The sequence below is a fragment of the Rhodococcus sp. FG69 genome (assembly GCF_057808915.1).
The window spans coordinates 1-16,270 of record NZ_JBMDIX010000045.1; the positions used below are offsets into that span (position 1 = coordinate 1).

Annotated in this window: 15 protein-coding genes; all 15 read right to left on the minus strand. The window is 61.8% G+C overall.

Annotated features, from left to right (window positions below; all coding sequences use genetic code 11):
• Nucleotides 1–37: 37 nt before the first annotated feature.
• Complete coding sequence (locus ACODSO_RS25490; RefSeq protein ID WP_489039493.1) at nucleotides 38–1,285, minus strand: MCE family protein; 1,248 nt, start codon at nucleotides 1,283–1,285, stop codon at nucleotides 38–40.
• Entirely contained in the window at nucleotides 1,282–2,574 is a 1,293-nt protein-coding gene (locus ACODSO_RS25495) for an MCE family protein (RefSeq protein WP_197481024.1), read from the minus strand. Before ACODSO_RS25495 ends, ACODSO_RS25490 begins: the two co-directional genes overlap by 4 nt.
• 8 nt (nucleotides 2,575–2,582) lie before the next feature.
• Nucleotides 2,583–3,863, minus strand: a complete 1,281-nt coding sequence (locus ACODSO_RS25500) for an MCE family protein (protein WP_489039494.1) — start codon at nucleotides 3,861–3,863, stop codon at nucleotides 2,583–2,585.
• A complete protein-coding gene (locus ACODSO_RS25505; RefSeq protein ID WP_068381492.1) occupies nucleotides 3,863–4,855 on the minus strand; it encodes an MCE family protein in 993 nt (330 codons plus the stop codon). The genes ACODSO_RS25500 and ACODSO_RS25505 overlap by 1 nt, the downstream gene beginning before the upstream one ends.
• Entirely contained in the window at nucleotides 4,852–5,919 is a 1,068-nt protein-coding gene (locus ACODSO_RS25510) for an MCE family protein (RefSeq protein ID WP_068381490.1), read from the minus strand. The genes ACODSO_RS25505 and ACODSO_RS25510 overlap by 4 nt, the downstream gene beginning before the upstream one ends.
• Entirely contained in the window at nucleotides 5,916–7,277 is a 1,362-nt protein-coding gene (locus tag ACODSO_RS25515) for an MCE family protein (protein WP_489039495.1), read from the minus strand. Before ACODSO_RS25515 ends, ACODSO_RS25510 begins: the two co-directional genes overlap by 4 nt.
• On the minus strand, nucleotides 7,274–8,134 hold the full coding sequence (locus ACODSO_RS25520) for an MlaE family ABC transporter permease (RefSeq protein ID WP_068376692.1): 861 nt from the start codon (nucleotides 8,132–8,134) through the stop codon (nucleotides 7,274–7,276). Before ACODSO_RS25520 ends, ACODSO_RS25515 begins: the two co-directional genes overlap by 4 nt.
• Nucleotides 8,135–8,140: 6 nt before the next feature.
• The gene (locus ACODSO_RS25525) at nucleotides 8,141–8,935 is read right to left on the minus strand and encodes an MlaE family ABC transporter permease (RefSeq protein ID WP_068376689.1); all 795 of its coding nucleotides are present in this window, start codon (nucleotides 8,933–8,935) and stop codon (nucleotides 8,141–8,143) included.
• 5 nt (nucleotides 8,936–8,940) lie between these two features.
• Complete coding sequence (locus ACODSO_RS25530) at nucleotides 8,941–10,149, minus strand: ABC transporter ATP-binding protein (protein WP_489039496.1); 1,209 nt, start codon at nucleotides 10,147–10,149, stop codon at nucleotides 8,941–8,943.
• Between the two features lie 314 nt (nucleotides 10,150–10,463).
• On the minus strand, nucleotides 10,464–10,850 hold the full coding sequence (gene rplL / locus ACODSO_RS25535) for a 50S ribosomal protein L7/L12 (RefSeq protein ID WP_032380460.1): 387 nt from the start codon (nucleotides 10,848–10,850) through the stop codon (nucleotides 10,464–10,466).
• A gap of 83 nt (nucleotides 10,851–10,933) precedes the next feature.
• The gene (gene rplJ / locus ACODSO_RS25540) at nucleotides 10,934–11,518 is read right to left on the minus strand and encodes a 50S ribosomal protein L10 (RefSeq protein WP_068376682.1); all 585 of its coding nucleotides are present in this window, start codon (nucleotides 11,516–11,518) and stop codon (nucleotides 10,934–10,936) included.
• Between the two features lie 389 nt (nucleotides 11,519–11,907).
• The gene (locus tag ACODSO_RS25545; protein WP_489039497.1) at nucleotides 11,908–14,166 is read right to left on the minus strand and encodes an MMPL family transporter; all 2,259 of its coding nucleotides are present in this window, start codon (nucleotides 14,164–14,166) and stop codon (nucleotides 11,908–11,910) included.
• Entirely contained in the window at nucleotides 14,163–15,335 is a 1,173-nt protein-coding gene (locus ACODSO_RS25550) for a GNAT family N-acetyltransferase (protein ID WP_068376676.1), read from the minus strand. The genes ACODSO_RS25545 and ACODSO_RS25550 overlap by 4 nt, the downstream gene beginning before the upstream one ends.
• The gene (locus ACODSO_RS25555; protein WP_068376674.1) at nucleotides 15,332–16,075 is read right to left on the minus strand and encodes a phosphatidylserine decarboxylase; all 744 of its coding nucleotides are present in this window, start codon (nucleotides 16,073–16,075) and stop codon (nucleotides 15,332–15,334) included. Before ACODSO_RS25555 ends, ACODSO_RS25550 begins: the two co-directional genes overlap by 4 nt.
• Nucleotides 16,072–16,269, minus strand: coding sequence for a serine/threonine protein phosphatase (locus ACODSO_RS25560; RefSeq protein WP_068376671.1), 198 nt, complete (start codon nucleotides 16,267–16,269; stop codon nucleotides 16,072–16,074). Before ACODSO_RS25560 ends, ACODSO_RS25555 begins: the two co-directional genes overlap by 4 nt.
• Nucleotide 16,270 lies beyond the last annotated feature (1 nt).

Consider the following 16,270-nt stretch of genomic DNA (forward strand, 5'->3'; position numbering starts at 1 on the left):
CCCCCCCCCCCCCCCCCCCCCCGCCACACGCACACGACTACGTGGGGGAGACCCCGATGAGCGGAGCGAGCTGAGAAGCGATCGGGTTCAGGTTCAGCTTGTCCGGATCGACCTTCGGCTTGTCATCCCACGGCTGCGGGATCTCCGGGTCCGCATAGACAATGCGGTTCGAGCTACGGACACCGGTCACACTGCCCTGCGGAGTCGTGCAGTTCGCCTGCAGGTTCAGCGGGTAGTTCTCCTCGGTGAGGTCGAAGTTGGGATTCTTCGCCTTCTCTTCGTCGAGGATCGCCTGCGAACCCTCGTACCCCTGGGTGCAGGGCGGAGGATTGTTCGTCTCCAGCAACAGACCCTGATGGATCGTGCCGTCGCCCGGTACGAGCGTGCCCGCGCCAGCAGCCAGTGCCGGCAGGAAGATCAGTAGAGGCTTGAGTGCCAGCGTGCGCGGAGCCGCCAACTCGGTGACCGAGTTGATGTTGGCCAAGTCCGTTGTCAGCGAATCTCCGCCTTCGGCGATGAGTGCGCCGATCTGATCGCTGGCAGCGGTGCCAGTGTTGATCAGCCGCCTGATATCCGGATCACTGCTGCGCAGCTGTGCGGTCACCGAGTTCAGATCTGCACTGAACTGACGGATGGCCGAGGACTGCTCGGACTGTGTGTCCAGCACGGTCCGGCTGTCGCGAATCAAGGCAAGCGTCTGCGGAAGCGCCTCGTCCCCCGTCTGAGACAGGGTGCCGAGTGAATCGACAAGAATCTGGAGATCCTCGCCCTTGCCGTCGAACGCCGCACCGAGCTCCTGGACCACCGTCGTCAAGTTCTCGAGCGGAACTGTGCGCACCAGTTGATCGGTACTGGCGAGCACGTCCTCGACCGGCACCGGAGTCTGTGTATCCGCGGTCGCGATCTGAGAACCGTCTTCCAGGTACGGACCTTCGTCGCTCGTCGGTTGCAGGTCGACATACTGCTCGCCGATCGCAGACCGGTTGGCGACGATTGCTCTGGCCGAGGACGGAATTTCCGGTCCACCGTCGTCCAACAGCAGCTCGACGTCGATGCCGTCGGATGTCAACGACAGCGCGCCGACGGTACCCACCGGCACACCCCGGTAGGTGACCTCGGCGTTGGTGAAGATGCCGCCGGAATCGGCGAACTGCGCATTGACGCTGTACTGACCGAAACCCAGCAGGTTGTCGAGTCGAACGTACTTGCCGCCGACATAGACGATGCCGACAACGGCAACGACGATGAACGCGATGAGCTGAAACTTGACCAGCCGCGATCTCACAGCCCACCTCCGAGTTGTTCGATCAGAGCATTCAGCGGAGCGAACGGCGTCGGTGCGCCGGTTTCACCCTCGTCGGGCTCGGTTCCCGGCGCGACCGGAACTCCCGGCGCCGGCGTCGGAGCCGGAATGATCGGCGGCAGCGGCAACAGCGAAATCGTCGGCCAGCCCGGACGAGGACCGTTGCCGTTGTAATACGGGTTGCTGGGATCGACCGAGGGAAGGTGGCTACCGTACTTGGGCGGGATGTAAACCGGATCCCCTTCTCCTACACCGAAGTTGCGCAGTGCAGTGCCGATCGAGAGATCGAGCGACAGGTAGAGGTTGGCCGAGTTGCCCTGGGTGATCTTCTCGATACCGTCCGGGAAGGGCAGCGTCGGGATGAGCGGCAACGTCGTCACGATGTCGTCTGCAGACGCCGCGAGCGCCTGCAGAGTCGGCCGCAGGGCACGTAGGTCGGCGATCAGATCGTCCTTCGACTGGTTGATCACGTCGGTGCCCACTGTGCCGAGGCGGTCGAGTTGGCCGAGCATCTGCGTCAGCTGCGGACGTTGTTGCTCGAGAACCTCGGTCGCGATCGGCAGGTCCTGCAGCACCCGATCGATCTTCTCCGTTTGCGCACTCACCTGGGTGGTGAGAACGTCGAGACCGTCGAGTGCACGGGTGATATCGTCGCGCTGCTGCTCGAGTCCGGTGATCAACGTGTTGGCCTCTTCGAGCAAACTCCGAGTGGTGCCCTCGCGCCCGTCGAACGCCGCGTTGAGCTCTTTGACGATCGGAGCGAGCTGCCCGACGCCACCGCCGTTGAGGAGCAGCGAGAGCGCACCGAGGACCTGCTCGATGTTGGTCGTGACCCTGGTTCGATCGAGCGGGATGGTGTCACCATCGGCAAGCTTCTGGGGATCCGCGTCACCCTCCGGAACGGTCAGCTGGATGAACTTCTCACCGAGGATGGATGTCTGTTCCACCGCGGCAGTGGCGTTCGCCGGCAACTCGATCGAGTCGTTGACGATGACGCCGACGTTCGCTGTCCATTCGTTGTCGGCAACGGTGATGGAATCGACCCTGCCGACCTCGACACCGTCGACCTTCACCGTCGACTGCGGAACCAGGTCGAGGACGTCCTGGAACTGGATGGTCAGGCGGATCGGGTTGCTGCCGACGTCGGCACCGCCGGGTAGCGGAATGCCGTACACACCTTGAGAACACGCGGTGGCGGACATGACGACCACTGTCGCGCCGAGAAGCGCCGTCAACGGCCGGGCGCCCTTTCCTGCGATCCACGTTTTCATCGGCGTGCTCACTGTCCCCCTCCAATCGATTCCTGCAGACCGGGCAGTGTGTTGCCCTCGCTGAGGCGCGGTGACACGACACCGGGCACGGTTCCTGGCACTACGTTGTTCTGCTGTGTCTCGTTCGTGAGCACTCCGAACGGTAGAACCAGACCGGAGTCGCGCACCGGTCCCTGGATCAGGGTCGTGATTTCGGCACACCGGTCGATGACGGGTTGAATCTGTGCGCCGAGCTGCTCGAACCGTGGGTCGCCGGGAACCAGCTTGCCGAGGTCGATCAGTTTGCAGACAGTTCCGAGCGGATCCTGAGTCTCGTTCTGCAGATTGGCGCGCAATGCGAGCGTGCCCGATTCCGCGTCGTACGAGTTGACGAGGTTGCTGATCGCCAACGGCAGGATCGTCAGGGTCTCGACGAGGGACGACCGCTGATCCGACAGGGTCTGCGTCGGTTGCACGAGACCATCGGCGGCCTGCACCAATTGGTCACGATTGTCCGCCACGAAGCCCGCGACGTCGCCGAGCGCGATCGACAGCTGGTTCAGAGCCGCACCCAGATCGTCACGTTCTCCGTTGAGGAAGCTCGTCAGGTCCGAGAGCTGGTTGTTGAACTGGCGCACCTGTTCGTCGTTGGCCGCGAGTGCGGAGACGAACGTCTGCAGGTTCTTGACCGTGTCGAACAGGTCCCCGCGGGAATCACTGAGGGTGCGAGCGGCATCGGACAACTGGGTGATGCTCTCGCCCAACGCCTCGCCGTTACCGTCGAGGTTGGCCGCGCCCGTATTGACCAGATCGGTGAGCGCACCGTTCGCATTTGCCCCGTTGGGACCGAGTGCGTTCGAGAGCTCGTCGATGCTTGCATAGATCTGGTCGACCTCGACGGGAGTCGCAGTGCGTTCGCGAGGAATCACGGCATCGTTCGACATAATGTCGCCGCCGGAGTAGGCCGGTGCGAGCTGCACATAACGATCGGAGACCAACGACGGGGTGATCTGCGCGGCTCGTGCATCGGCGGGGATGTCCACGCCACGCTGAACACGCATCTTGACCTCGACCTGATCGCCCTGCGGGACCACCGAGGTGACGTCGCCGACTATGACGCCGAGGACACGCACGTCCGAACCTTCGTAGATACCGACCGACTTGTCGAAGTAGGCGGTGATGTTCGTGGTACCCGCTCGAGTGAACAGCCACCACAGTCCGCCTGCGACAACAAGTGCGGCGATGACGACGCCAGCGACGACGGCACGGCTACCGCCGCTCTTCTTCACGTTCTCTCCGGAATCGGTCATCAGTTCCCTCCCAGGTCTCGCGCAGGCTCGCGGTAGCCCGGAATCAGCGGCAGTCCAGGAGGTGTGAGGTTGGCCAGAGTGATGTCGAGCCACCGTCCGTTACCGACGACGTTGGCGTACAGACGGACGAACGGTGCATACAGCTCGAGTCCACGCGCAAGTGCGTCGTTGTTCTCGTTGAGAATGTCGATGACACCGTTCAACTGCTCGAGCATCGGCGTGATCTGCTCTTCGTTGTCCCGAACCAGTCCGGTGAGTTGCTGCGAGAGACGCTGCACGCCCGTCAACAGTTGAGAGATCGACTGCTGACGGTTGTTCAGCTCTTCCAGCAACGGTCCGGCATCCGAGATGAGGCGGTTGAACTCATCGTTCCGGTCCGCGAGCACCTTCGACGTCCTACCGGTCGCTTCGAACAGCTTCTGCAGTTCAGCGTCACGGCTCGCGATCGTCTCCGACAACCGGCTCACGCCGTCGAGCGACGCACGAATATCCGCCGGCGTCTCCGAGAACGCCTGCGACAGCGTCTCGAAGCTTGTCGCGAGCTGCGCAGTGTCGATGTCCTCGATGGTCGACGCAGCGTCCGAGAACGCGTCGATCACGTCGTAGGGAGATGTGGTGCGCTCGACCGGAATCGGATCCTTCGGCTTGAGCACGTCATCCCCGCGTGGGTCGACGGCGAGGTACTTGCTGCCCAGCAGGGTCTTGATCTGAATGGACGCCGACGAGTTGTTTCCCACCCAGGCGTCCTGCACTCGAAAGTCGACGTTGACCTTGTCGCCGTCGAGCTCGACCGCACTGACTTGACCGACCTTCACTCCGGCAATACGAACTTCGTTGCCGGGTTTGAGGCCTGCTGCCTCCGTGAACTGTGCCGTGTAGGTGGACCCGGCACCGAGGATCGGCAGTTTGTCGAGAAAGAACACCGACACGGTCGCGAGCAGCACTATCGCGATGCCCAGCGCGCCGAGGACAAGCGGACTGCGCTTCTTCATTCCTTGATCCCCCCAGCTTTGCAACGCTCGGCCGCGTTCGTGTACAGCGGTTGATTCACGGTCGGCAGTCCTGTCGGGAGATTCAGATTCGGCGATGTTCCAGGGCCTGCCTGGATGTCGATACCGCACAAATAGAAGGTGAACCACGAACCCTGCTGGGCAGTACGAACAAGCTTGTCCAGCTTGACCGGCAGAGTCTGAATGACCTTGGTCAGGTCGTCCTCGCGGGCGTTCAACGTCGTCGCCAGCGTGTTCAATGCAGCCACTGATCCCTGAATCGACGGCCGCGTCGGTTCGAGGAGATCGGCCGTGGCATCGGTGAGACCCGCCAACGATGTGACTGCCGATCCGACCACGTCACGGTCCGCCGACAGACCGGACACCAGCTGCTGGGTGTTGACGATGAGCTTGTCGAGCTGATCGTCGTTCTGATTCACCGTCTGCAGCACCGTGTTCAGGTTGGTGATGACCGCACCGATCACAGCGTCCTTGTCGGCGACCGTGTTGGTCAGACTCGCTGTACTGCGGACGAGCTCCGAGATCGTGCCGGACTCACCCTGGAACACCTGGATGATCTGGTACGACAGCTTGTTCACGTCGTCGGCGCTCAGAGTCTGGAAGAGAGGCCGAAAGCCGTCGAACAACGTGGTGAGGTTGACGGCAGGCTTGGTCTGCGACAACGGGATAGTCTCACCCGGATTGATTTTGCCGCCCTGGTCCCCGGCACCCTGTTCGATTGCGATGTAGCGCTGCCCGACGAGGTTGCGGTAGCGCAGATTCGCGGTCACCGTCGACGGCAGGTAGTCACGACCGTCGACCGTGAACTCGACCTTGGCCTCACGCTCGTTGACGATCTCGATCTTCTTGACGTCACCCACACGAACACCCGCGATGCGCACCTCGTCACCCTTGTTGAGCGACGCGACGTCGCTGAAGATGGCGCTGTAGGTCTCGCCACCCCCACCGGAGATGTTCGCGATGGAGAACGCCAGTGTTGCGGTGGCCAGAATGGTCACCACCGCGAACACGATCAGCTTGACGAGCGGTGCGAGAAGCCCCCTCATTTGATGGTCACCTCCACACCCCTCAGTGCCGGCGCCCCCGCCGATGTCACCCATGAGGGAACGTCCCCCGGTGATGTTCCTGTCGCCTCGCCGTAGATCACGGCCAACGTGTCACGCTCGAAATCCGAACCTTCGTAGCTGGCCGGAGCAGCCTGGCCGGTACCGGCGTCGGCGCCGGGCAGAATCGAGTACTGCGGTGCCGGAAGCTCCGGGATATCCTGCGGCCCCGGGTTTCTCGACGGTACCTGGTAGGACCCGTCGTTGGCAGAACCACCCGGATACTGCGGGAAGAACTCCCCCGCTGCGGTATCGGCCGGCGTGTAGCAGCGCGGACCACGATCGTCGAACAACCGCGGCTCGTCCTGATTGGGAAGGTATCGACCCTTCGGATTGACGAACGCCGCGGACACGTTGATGCCTGGGTATTCGTCGCCGGCGCCGATAACGGCCTGTGCACGCTCGACCACGGGCACGAACTGACTGAACGTGCATCCGAAGGACGGCGAGTACTGAGCCAACAGCTCCAATGCCTGTCGTGAATCAGCGGAGATCCGAATCAGGTTGTTCGCGTTCGCTTCCAGGAAGTCCGCCGTCGACGCACTCGTCGCGGTCAGCGACGAGATCAACGTATCGACCGCAGGACGCTGCTCGACCAACGTGTTACCCGTGACCGTCAGATTGTCCAGCGCGTCGATCAATTGCGGACCGGCATCTGCGTACGTCTGCGAGAAATCGGCAAGACCGCGCAGGTCTTCCTGAATGTTCGGCAGTTCGGTGTTCAGACCCTTGAAGATGTTCTCCAGCCGATCGATCGTCATCCCGAGTTCTTGTCCACGACCGGACAAGCCCTGCGCCAACGCACCGAGCGTGCTCGCCAGATCCTGCGGCGGGATCGCCTCGAGCAACGGCAGCAGGTTGTCCAGTAGCTGCCCGACCTCGATCGCGCTTCCACTGGTGTCCTGCCGGAGCACGGTGCCGTCGGTGATCGGCGACGCGGTGTCGTTCTCGGGAATCATCAGTGCCACATACCGTTCGCCGAACAGAGTCTTCGGCAGCAACCGAGCGGTGGTGTTCGACGGAATAAGCTCCGCTTTGTCCGGATCGATCGCCAGCTTCGCGGTGACGACGCCGTCGACCGAGGTCGCGGACCTGACCTCGCCCACGATCAGACCGCGCACTTTCACATCGGCGTTCGACGGCAACGCATTTCCGACGGAATCGGTCACCAGATCGATACTGACGACCTTCTTGAACGTCTTGTTGTACGAGGTGATCGACCATCCTAGGAAGAGAATGAGCACCAGGAAGAACGCAAGACCCAACAGGAGTCGCCTCAAGCGCGACGGCGAGTCGATCATCCGGCAACCCTCACTGTGGTGGTGGTTCCCCAGATAGCGAGACTGAGGAAGAAGTCCAGAACAGCAACCGTCACGATAGCGGTCCGCACGGCCCGGCCCACTGCGACACCGACACCCGCCGGTCCGCCCGAAGCGTGGAAGCCGTAGTAGCAGTGGATCATGATCAACACGAACGCGAAGATCAACACCTTGAGGAACGAGTAGAGAACGTCCTCCGGTGGCAAGAAGAGATTGAAGTAGTGGTCGTACGATCCGCCCGACTGACCGTTGAAGATCGTACTGATTCCGCGTGACGCGATGTACGACGCGAGCAGACCCACGATGTACAGCGGAATCACCGCCACGAATCCGGCGATCATGCGCGTCGTCACCAGGAACGGCACGCTGGGTACGGCCATGACCTCGAGCGCGTCGATCTCCTCGGAGATACGCATGGCGCCGAGCTGTGCCGTGAATCCTGCTCCGACCGTCGCGGACAAGGCGAGACCGGCCACGACGGGCGCGATCTCACGAGTGTTGACGTAAGCGGACAGGAAGCCTGTCAATACGGAACTTCCGAGCTGCTCCAGCGCCGCGTAACCCTGCAGGCCGACGACGACACCCGTGGCGCCGGACATCATGACGATGACACCGATGGTTCCACCGATGACGGCCAGCGCTCCCGTGCCGAAAGTGACCTCGGCGAGCAGGCGCAGAACTTCCTTCTTGTAGTGAACCAGCGTGCGCGGGATCCACCCGATGGCGCGCGCATAAAACGACATCTGCTCGCCCGCTTTGTCCAACACGGTGAGCGGCGCGCCCGCGATTCGCTTCGCGCGCATGAGAGTACGGTCGCCACGACCTTTGGCGATGGTCATTGCGGGTCAGCTTCCCTTCGCCGGCACGACCTGGAGGTACACCAGGGTAAGAATGAGATTGGCGAAGAACAGCAGCAGGAAGGTGATGACCACCGTCTGATTCACTGCTTCACCGACGCCCTTGGGTCCCGGGTTGGGGTTCAGTCCCTTGTAGCAGGCGATGATTCCGGCGATGAGGCCGAAGATGGCTGCCTTGAATTCCGCCACGTACAGATCCGGCAGCTGCGCGAGAGCCGAGAACGAGGAGAGATAGGCGCCGGGTGTGCCGCCCTGAAGGATCACGTTGAAGAAGTAGCCGCCCGCAATGCCGACCACGGACACAAGTCCGTTGAGCAGCAGCGCGACGAGAATCATCGCGAGGACACGCGGGACGACGAGGCGATGCACCGGATCGATGCCGAGCACCTTCATCGCGTCGATCTCTTCTCGGATGGTCCGCGATCCGAGGTCGGCGGTGACTGCGGACCCAGCGGCACCGGCGATCAGCAGCGCAGTCACGATCGGACTGCCCTGCTGGATGACGGCGAGCACGCTGGCTGCGCCGGTGAACGACTCGGCACCGAGCTGCTTGATCAACGAGCCGGTCTGCAACGAGACCACCGCGCCGAACGGGATAGCCACCAGAGCCGTCGGCAAAATCGTGACGCTCGCGATGAACCACGCCTGTTCGATGAATTCACGGAACTGGAAGGGCCGCCTGAACGTATTGCGTGCAACCTCCACCAGTAGTTCGACGATGTTTCCGGCTTGCGTGAGTGCTGCGCCCGCCGGAGCTAGAGCGGACTTCTTCGATCCCCCCATAGTTCTTACTGTCCCCGCCCCTGCGCAGGGCCGCGGCCCTGATCGTTGTGTCCGGTCTCGTAACCCGAGTTGTCGTAGCCGGCGTTGTCGTAGCCCGAGTTGTCGTAGCCCGAGTTGTCGTAGCCGGGGCTGTAGCCGGGGGTGTCACGACCGGAAGTGTCGTAGCCCGCGTTGTCGTGGCCGGAGTTGTCGTAGGTCTGGCTGCCCGCGTACGCCGGTGTCTGCTGACCTGGGTCCGTCGTGTCGAGGCTTTCCTGAATGGCTACCTGGGCGCTGTGCGGCAGAGTGTGCATGATCTGACGAACCCGTTCCTGACGGCGCCCCACCGCCTGCCGAACCGGAGTCCCCGGCGTCGCTTTCATCTGCGGCACAATACCTTCGACATCATCGACACCACCAGCATGGTGACCGGCGTCGACGAGCGCCTGCTCGTGCGCCATCTGCGCCTCGTCCTTCTCCTCCGACATACCGATCGGCCCGATCATCGTCCCGTTCAGGAACTGCTTCACTACTGGCTCATCGGAAGTCAACAACACCTCACGCGGACCGAACATCACCAGCTGACGACGGAACAACATACCGATGTTGTCCGGCACCGTACGAGCCAGATTGATGTTGTGCGACACGATCAGAATGGTCGCATCGATCTCGGCATTGATATCGATCAACGTCTGCGAGATGTACGTCGTACGCACCGGATCGAGACCCGAGTCCGGCTCGTCCACCAGGATGATCTCCGGATCGAGAACGAGCGCCCGAGCGAGGCCGGCACGCTTACGCATACCACCCGAGATCTCACCGGGCAGCTTGTCCTCGGCACCGATCAGACCCGTCAGCTCGAGCTTCTCCATCACGATCGCCCGAATGTCGGACTCGGACTTCTTGGTGTGCTCACGCAGCGGGAACGCGACGTTGTCATACAGATTCATCGAACCGAACAGCGCACCGTCCTGAAACAGCACACCGAACAACTTGCGGATCTCGTAGAGCTCACGCGAGGAGCACTGCAGGATGTCCGTTCCGTCGACGAAGATCTTGCCCTCTTCCGGACGCAGCAGTCCGATCAGCGACTTCAAGAACACGGACTTACCCGTGCCCGAGGGGCCGAGGAGTGCACTGACTTCGCCGGACGGCAACGTCAAAGAGACGTCCTGCCAAATCTTCTGGACCCCGAAAGACTTGGTCAATCCCTCGACCGAAACCTCGACTCCCACGCTGACCTCCACAGTTCGTACACATCAACCCGGTTGTGGGTTGGGTCACTCTATCGCACACGAGTGTCCGCTCCGACACAGGATCTTACTGCCCAGTAATAACTTCTCCGAGTCGGGCCGTGATCCTGGTGACAGTGTGACCTATATCACGACGACACGCGTACGACTCGCCCGATTTGTGAGATGACCCAATATCTGCCGACTGTGAAGTCACACAGAACCGGACCGGTTGAACGGGACCCTTATATGCACATGACACAACGAAGGGCCACCCCCGAGTGGGGATGGCCCTTCGTAAGAGAATTCCGGCAGAACTACTTGACGGAGATCTTGGCGCCAGCTGCTTCCAGCTTCTCCTTGGCAGCCTCGGCTGCATCCTTGGCGACCTTCTCCAGGATTGCCTTCGGAGCACTCTCGACGAGGTCCTTGGCTTCCTTCAGGCCGAGGCCGGAGACGACCTCACGAACGACCTTGATGACCTGGATCTTCTTGTCGCCGGCCGACTCGAGGACGACGTCGAACTCGTCCTGCTCTTCGGCAGCCTCAGCCGGAGCACCGGCTGCGCCTGCGGCTGCAACTGCGACGGGGGCAGCTGCGGTGACCTCGAAGGTCTCCTCGAATGCCTTCACGAACTCGCTGAGCTCGAGGAGGGTGAGCTCCTTGAACTGGTCGAGCAATTCTTCGGTGCTGAGCTTCGCCATGGTGGCGGTCCTTCCTGTAAGTACTCCAGTCGCTGATCCGCGACCAAAAGTGTTTCGGGTGGAGCTGTTCGCTTGTGTGCGGATCAGCTTTCGGCGGGAGCTTCTGCTTCAGCCGGTGCTTCGGCAGCGGGTGCCTCTGCGGCAGCCGGAGCTTCTGCGGCCTTCTTGTCTGCCAATGCCTGGGCCAGACGTGCAATCTGCGACGCGGGAGCGTTGAACAGACCTGCAGCCTTCGACAAGTTGCCCTTCATGGCACCTGCGAGCTTTGCAAGCAAGATTTCGCGGGACTCGAGGTCCGCGATCTTGTTGATCTCGTCCACGGTCAGCGTTGCGCCGTCCATGTAGCCGCCCTTGACGACCAAGGCCTTGTTGTCCTTAGCGAAAGCCTTGATGGCCTTCGCAGCGTCGACCGGTTCGCCCTTGATGAATGCAATGGCGGTCGGTCCGACGAACAACTCGTCCAGCCCGGTGATGCCGGCTTCGGCAGCAGCGCGCTTGACCAGGGTGTTCTTGGCGACGGAGTAGGTGGCACTCTCGCCGAGCGCACGCCGGAGCTGAGTCAGACCGGATACCGACAGTCCACGGTATTCCGTGACGACGGCAGCCGTCGAACCCTTGAACTGTTCGGTGATCTCGGAAACTGCCGAGACTTTTTCGGGCTTTGCCATACTTCGCCTCCTCTCGTGGGAAGTAATGTCGATCGCGAGAGGGTCCTTCGGAAACGAAGAACGCCCCGGCGCAAGAAGCACACGGGGCGTAGACAGGCGGACGGTGACGGATTCGAAAACCCACTACCATCGAACAGGTCCCTTACCTCGTCCTCCTGCGTGGGCCGTCCGAGTCGCCTCGAACCTTCAACCGCACATCCGTCGTGAAAGTCCTGAAAAAGGACCGACCTTCGAAAACGCGGTGACCAACGGTCTTGGGTAGAACTTGATTGGGCGGATCCGAGCTGGCCACCCGCGCAAGCGGAACCTGGTTCGAAGCCGTCGCCCAGACTACAACAGCCCTGACCGCATCTGCAAAACGAGTCAGGTAAGACGCTGACGCTCGCGAGCTAACGCGAGGCGGTCTCCTTCTCCAGGACAGAGTTCATGCTCGACTCGATGCGCGAGCCCGGCCACCAATTGCGAGCACCGAACAGTTTCATCATCGCGGGTACCAACATCATTCTCACCAGGACCGCATCGAAGAGCACGGCGACGGCGAGTGCAAACCCGAATTGCTGCAGTTCCAACACGTTCGCAGTGAGGAAGCTGGCAAACACGGCAATCATGATCGCGGCGGCGGCTGTGATGGGCCTGGCCGTGTGCTCGATTCCATCGGCGATGGCAGCGTCGTTGTCGCCTGTCTTGGAGAAGACCTCGCGCATTCGGCCGATGAGAAATACCTCGTAGTCCATCGACAGACCGAACACCACAGCGAACACCGTCACCGGTAGGTACACCTGGATGTAGCCGGAGCTCTCGAATCCGAGAATCTCCGACGCCCAGCCCCACTGGAACACCGCAACGGTCAGGCCCAGGGCTGCGCCGGTGACGAGGACATTCATCGCCACTGCTTTGACCGGAATCACCAGAGAACGAAACACGAACGCCAAGTAGACGAACGAGAATGTCAACACGGCGAGGACAACCCACAGCAATGTACTCGAGATCTCCTGCGACGCATCCGCGGCGAGCGCCGTGGTTCCTCCGACCGACACACTCGTACCGTCTGCGTCACCCGCCATCACTGCCTGCGCTCGCACTTCCCCGACGAGGTCCGATGCGGCAGTGGAGTCGATAGGAACCGAGGGCACCACGATGAGCATCGAACGCCCGTCACTCTGCTGAGCCAGTGCATAGGCAACACGGTCGTCGGCGCGGACTCGCGCAGCGAAGTCCTCGACTGTGCCGAGTTGGCTCGGCGTCAGCTGCTGGTCGTCCGCGCCGGTGAACACCACGGTGAGCGGAGAGATCGTGCCGGGAGCGAACTTCTCGGTCAAGACGGCGTTCGCCCGTCCACTCGGCTCCGCACTCAGGGCGTTGGTGCCGAGATCGACGCCGTACTGGATCGAGCCGATCGGAACCATGCAGGCGACCAGAACGAGAGTGGCCAAAGCTGTATACCGCCATGCCCGCTTCATGACGTGGCGGGCCCATCGCGACCACCACGTGCCACCGGTTGCCCCCTCTGCCATGACGGTTGCCGGACGGAGTCGCTTCGGGTTGGGAAGCGTATCGACCGACGGTCCGAGTATCGCGAGAATTGCAGGCAGTAGCGTCCACGCCACGATCACGACGCACGTGACCGTCAGGGCTACCACCAGTGAGATGCTGCGTACCGCAGGAACTTCGACGATGGTCAACGCACCGAGAGCGATCAGCACCACCAGACCCGAGATGACGATCGTGTGGCCGGCTGTGCCCATCGCCGCCCCGACCGCCCGGTCGATGGGCGCTCGGTCACGCCGCGACGTCACCCCCGCGCGCGCGAGCTCTTCGCGAAAGCGGCTGACGATGAACAGCGAGTAGTCGATTCCGAGCCCGAGCCCGATCATCGATGCGACGGTGGTGACCAACACGTCGAACGTCATCACGTTCGAGAGCAACGAGAACACTCCGAACGCCGCCAGCAGACCGACCCCCGTGGACACCAGCGGGATGATCCCGGCAACGACCGAACCGAGCGCGAGAATCAGCACCACGAATGCGATCGGCAGGCCGATGCTTTCGGCACGGAGGGCGTCGTCGGATTCGACTCGAGTGAGATCGACGGTCATCGGCGAGTAACCGGTGATCGCCACGTCGATTCCGTCTTGTGACGCCAACGACAGCAAGTCCTGCAATCGCTCCGCGACGGCCACTCGATCACGCGCGTCACCCGTGACACCGACCAGAGCCACTGCCGACGTCCGATCTTCGGAAATCTGTGGAACGAAACCTGCCGACTCGTACGGATCGACTACCCGTACCACGTCGGGCGACTGCCGAAGTGACGAGACCACCTCGGTTACCCGATCGCGAAAGTTGCTGTCCTGCACGGTCACCGACTCCGACTCCGACGAGAACGTGACGACCACTTGTTCGGAACCGAACGACGCGAAGTGACGCTCGACCAATTCGTCGGCGCGGCTCGAATCGGTTCCTGGAACGGAGAAGTTGACACCGACGAGGCCGTTCTGCAACGACGGGTACATCAATGCGGATGCAAGGGCCAACAGCACCCATACCGCTGCCACGATCCATCGCTGGCGGGCGATCAGCCGGCCCCACCGATCACCGATCCTTGCCGAGCCGGTGTCCGGGCTCCCGATGTCGGTCGTATCGATCATCTTGTTGCTCTCACGATTTCGGTGAGGTCACGTCGGTAGATCCGATAGACGCGATGCGGCGACTGCTCCACACGAGTGAGCAGCGACCCTTTCATCCACGGACTGTCGTCGAGCACAGGTGCCGCTTCCACTCGCGTGTATCCACGATCCTTCATCCGCTGCGACATTTCCATGATCAATAGCGACGCCACCGCGCGGTCGGGACAATCCGGATCGACGAAGAGCATGTCCACGCGCACCCCGTCGACCACATCTCGACGTCGACGCTTCACATGCCACAGCGTCACGAGGTCACGCATCCATCTCGACGAATACCGAGAGGCCCGCAGCGCCGCGGTGTTCGCGTCCGGAATGGCCATCAGGAACCCGACGGGTTTGCCGTCCAATTCGGCCAGCAGGGTGAGCTTTCGATCGAGGATGGGAAGCATCATCTTCAGCAACTCGAGAAACTCGGCGTACGACAGCGGCGAGAATCCCCAGAAGTTCGTGAATGTGCGGTTGTACAGAGTCTGCACGATACGCGCGTCACTACGCAGGTTCCGATACTTCATCGTGCGAAAAGTGACTTCCGAACGCGCCTTCACCTTCTCGAATATCTGCAGGTGGCGCTTGTACTCGGGACGTTTGTAGAGCATGTACGGGTCGTCGAACAGGTAACTGTAGAAGTCCTTGACGCCGACCAACCCCCACTTCTCGAAATGCTCCGCGTAATAGAGCGGGTTATGCGGCATACCGACCAGTGGCAGCTTGGGAGCCTCGTCGACGACAATGCCCGCGCTGTAGAACATCGATGGACTGAACGGCCCGGACATCGATGTCAGACCTCGGTCCGCGAGCCACCCGGATGCCGCGTCCAACAGCGCGTTCGCTACGTCCTGATCGTCGATCGCTTCGTAGAATCCGAAGAATCCGATGGACTCGTCGGTGTATTCGGTGAAGCTCAGGTCATGTATGGCGACCACGCGACCGACCGGTACGTCACCGTCGCGCGCAACGAACGCCCTGATGGCACGTGTAGCGGCAACGACGGCCGGCGGCTTCGTCAACACGCGATCGATGTCCATCGATTCGTCTGGCAGACCGTAGGGATCGGATCGGTAGATCTCCGTCGAGACCGAGCGAAACTCCGACCATTGCGCCGGTGTGGTGACTTCTCTGACTGTGATCATCGTTCCTCTTCGGGGGGTGAGATTTCGTCGACAGAGATCGGTGACCTCGCCACCACCGTGTGTCCCGCCAAGACATACTGCCCTGGCACCGCTTCGATTTCGGTGACGAGTTCGTCGGGCAGGAAGACATCGCACTGCGAACCGAAGCGGATCATTCCGTACTGCTCGCCACGGGAAACCACGTCACCGACGTCGACGTGTGCGACGATCCTGTCGACCCACAGGTCGGCAATCTGGGTCACGGTGACCACCGCTCCCGACACATGTTCGATAGCGATGGTCAGTCGCTCGTTGGTGAACAAGTAGTCACAACCGTCGTCGTACGGGGTATGTCTGGTGATGAAGTTGGCGCCGACGCGTGCCATCGATCGATTGACCGGGGCCGCAGATCGGTGTTGTCGCAACGAGATCGTTCCCGAAATGGGAATTCGGTTGCGGTGAACGGAGTACTCGGTCATGTAGATTCCCACCAGGTATCCGCTCGCCGTGCTGCTCACACTGGTGAACTCCTCGAGAGGAATGGTCCGCCCCTTCTTCACCGCGTGCGGAATGTCGCCCTTTTCGATCCGCTTCACGTACGTGACGAGTCCGTCGGCGGGCGCAACGATCGACTTCGTATCGGCAGGTGGCGACCTGTCCGGATCTCGAAAGAAGAAGCGAAGACGCCAGTACAGAAAGAGCCCGAAGAATCCTAGAAGGGCAGCGGCCGAACCGACCGCGCCTCTGCCTACTGCGTTCATGAGTAGCGCTGTTCGTCGACGGCCTCGGACCAGCTGACGAATGCATTCGTCAGCTGGTGGCGGAGCGGACGAGGGCACAGACCGATCACTCCGCATACCGCGTAGAAGCCGAGGGAAAGAACAGCATTGACGGACTCGGCCCGGACGTCGATGTCGCGCAATCGAACCGACGATGGTTCATGTCTCTCGATCACG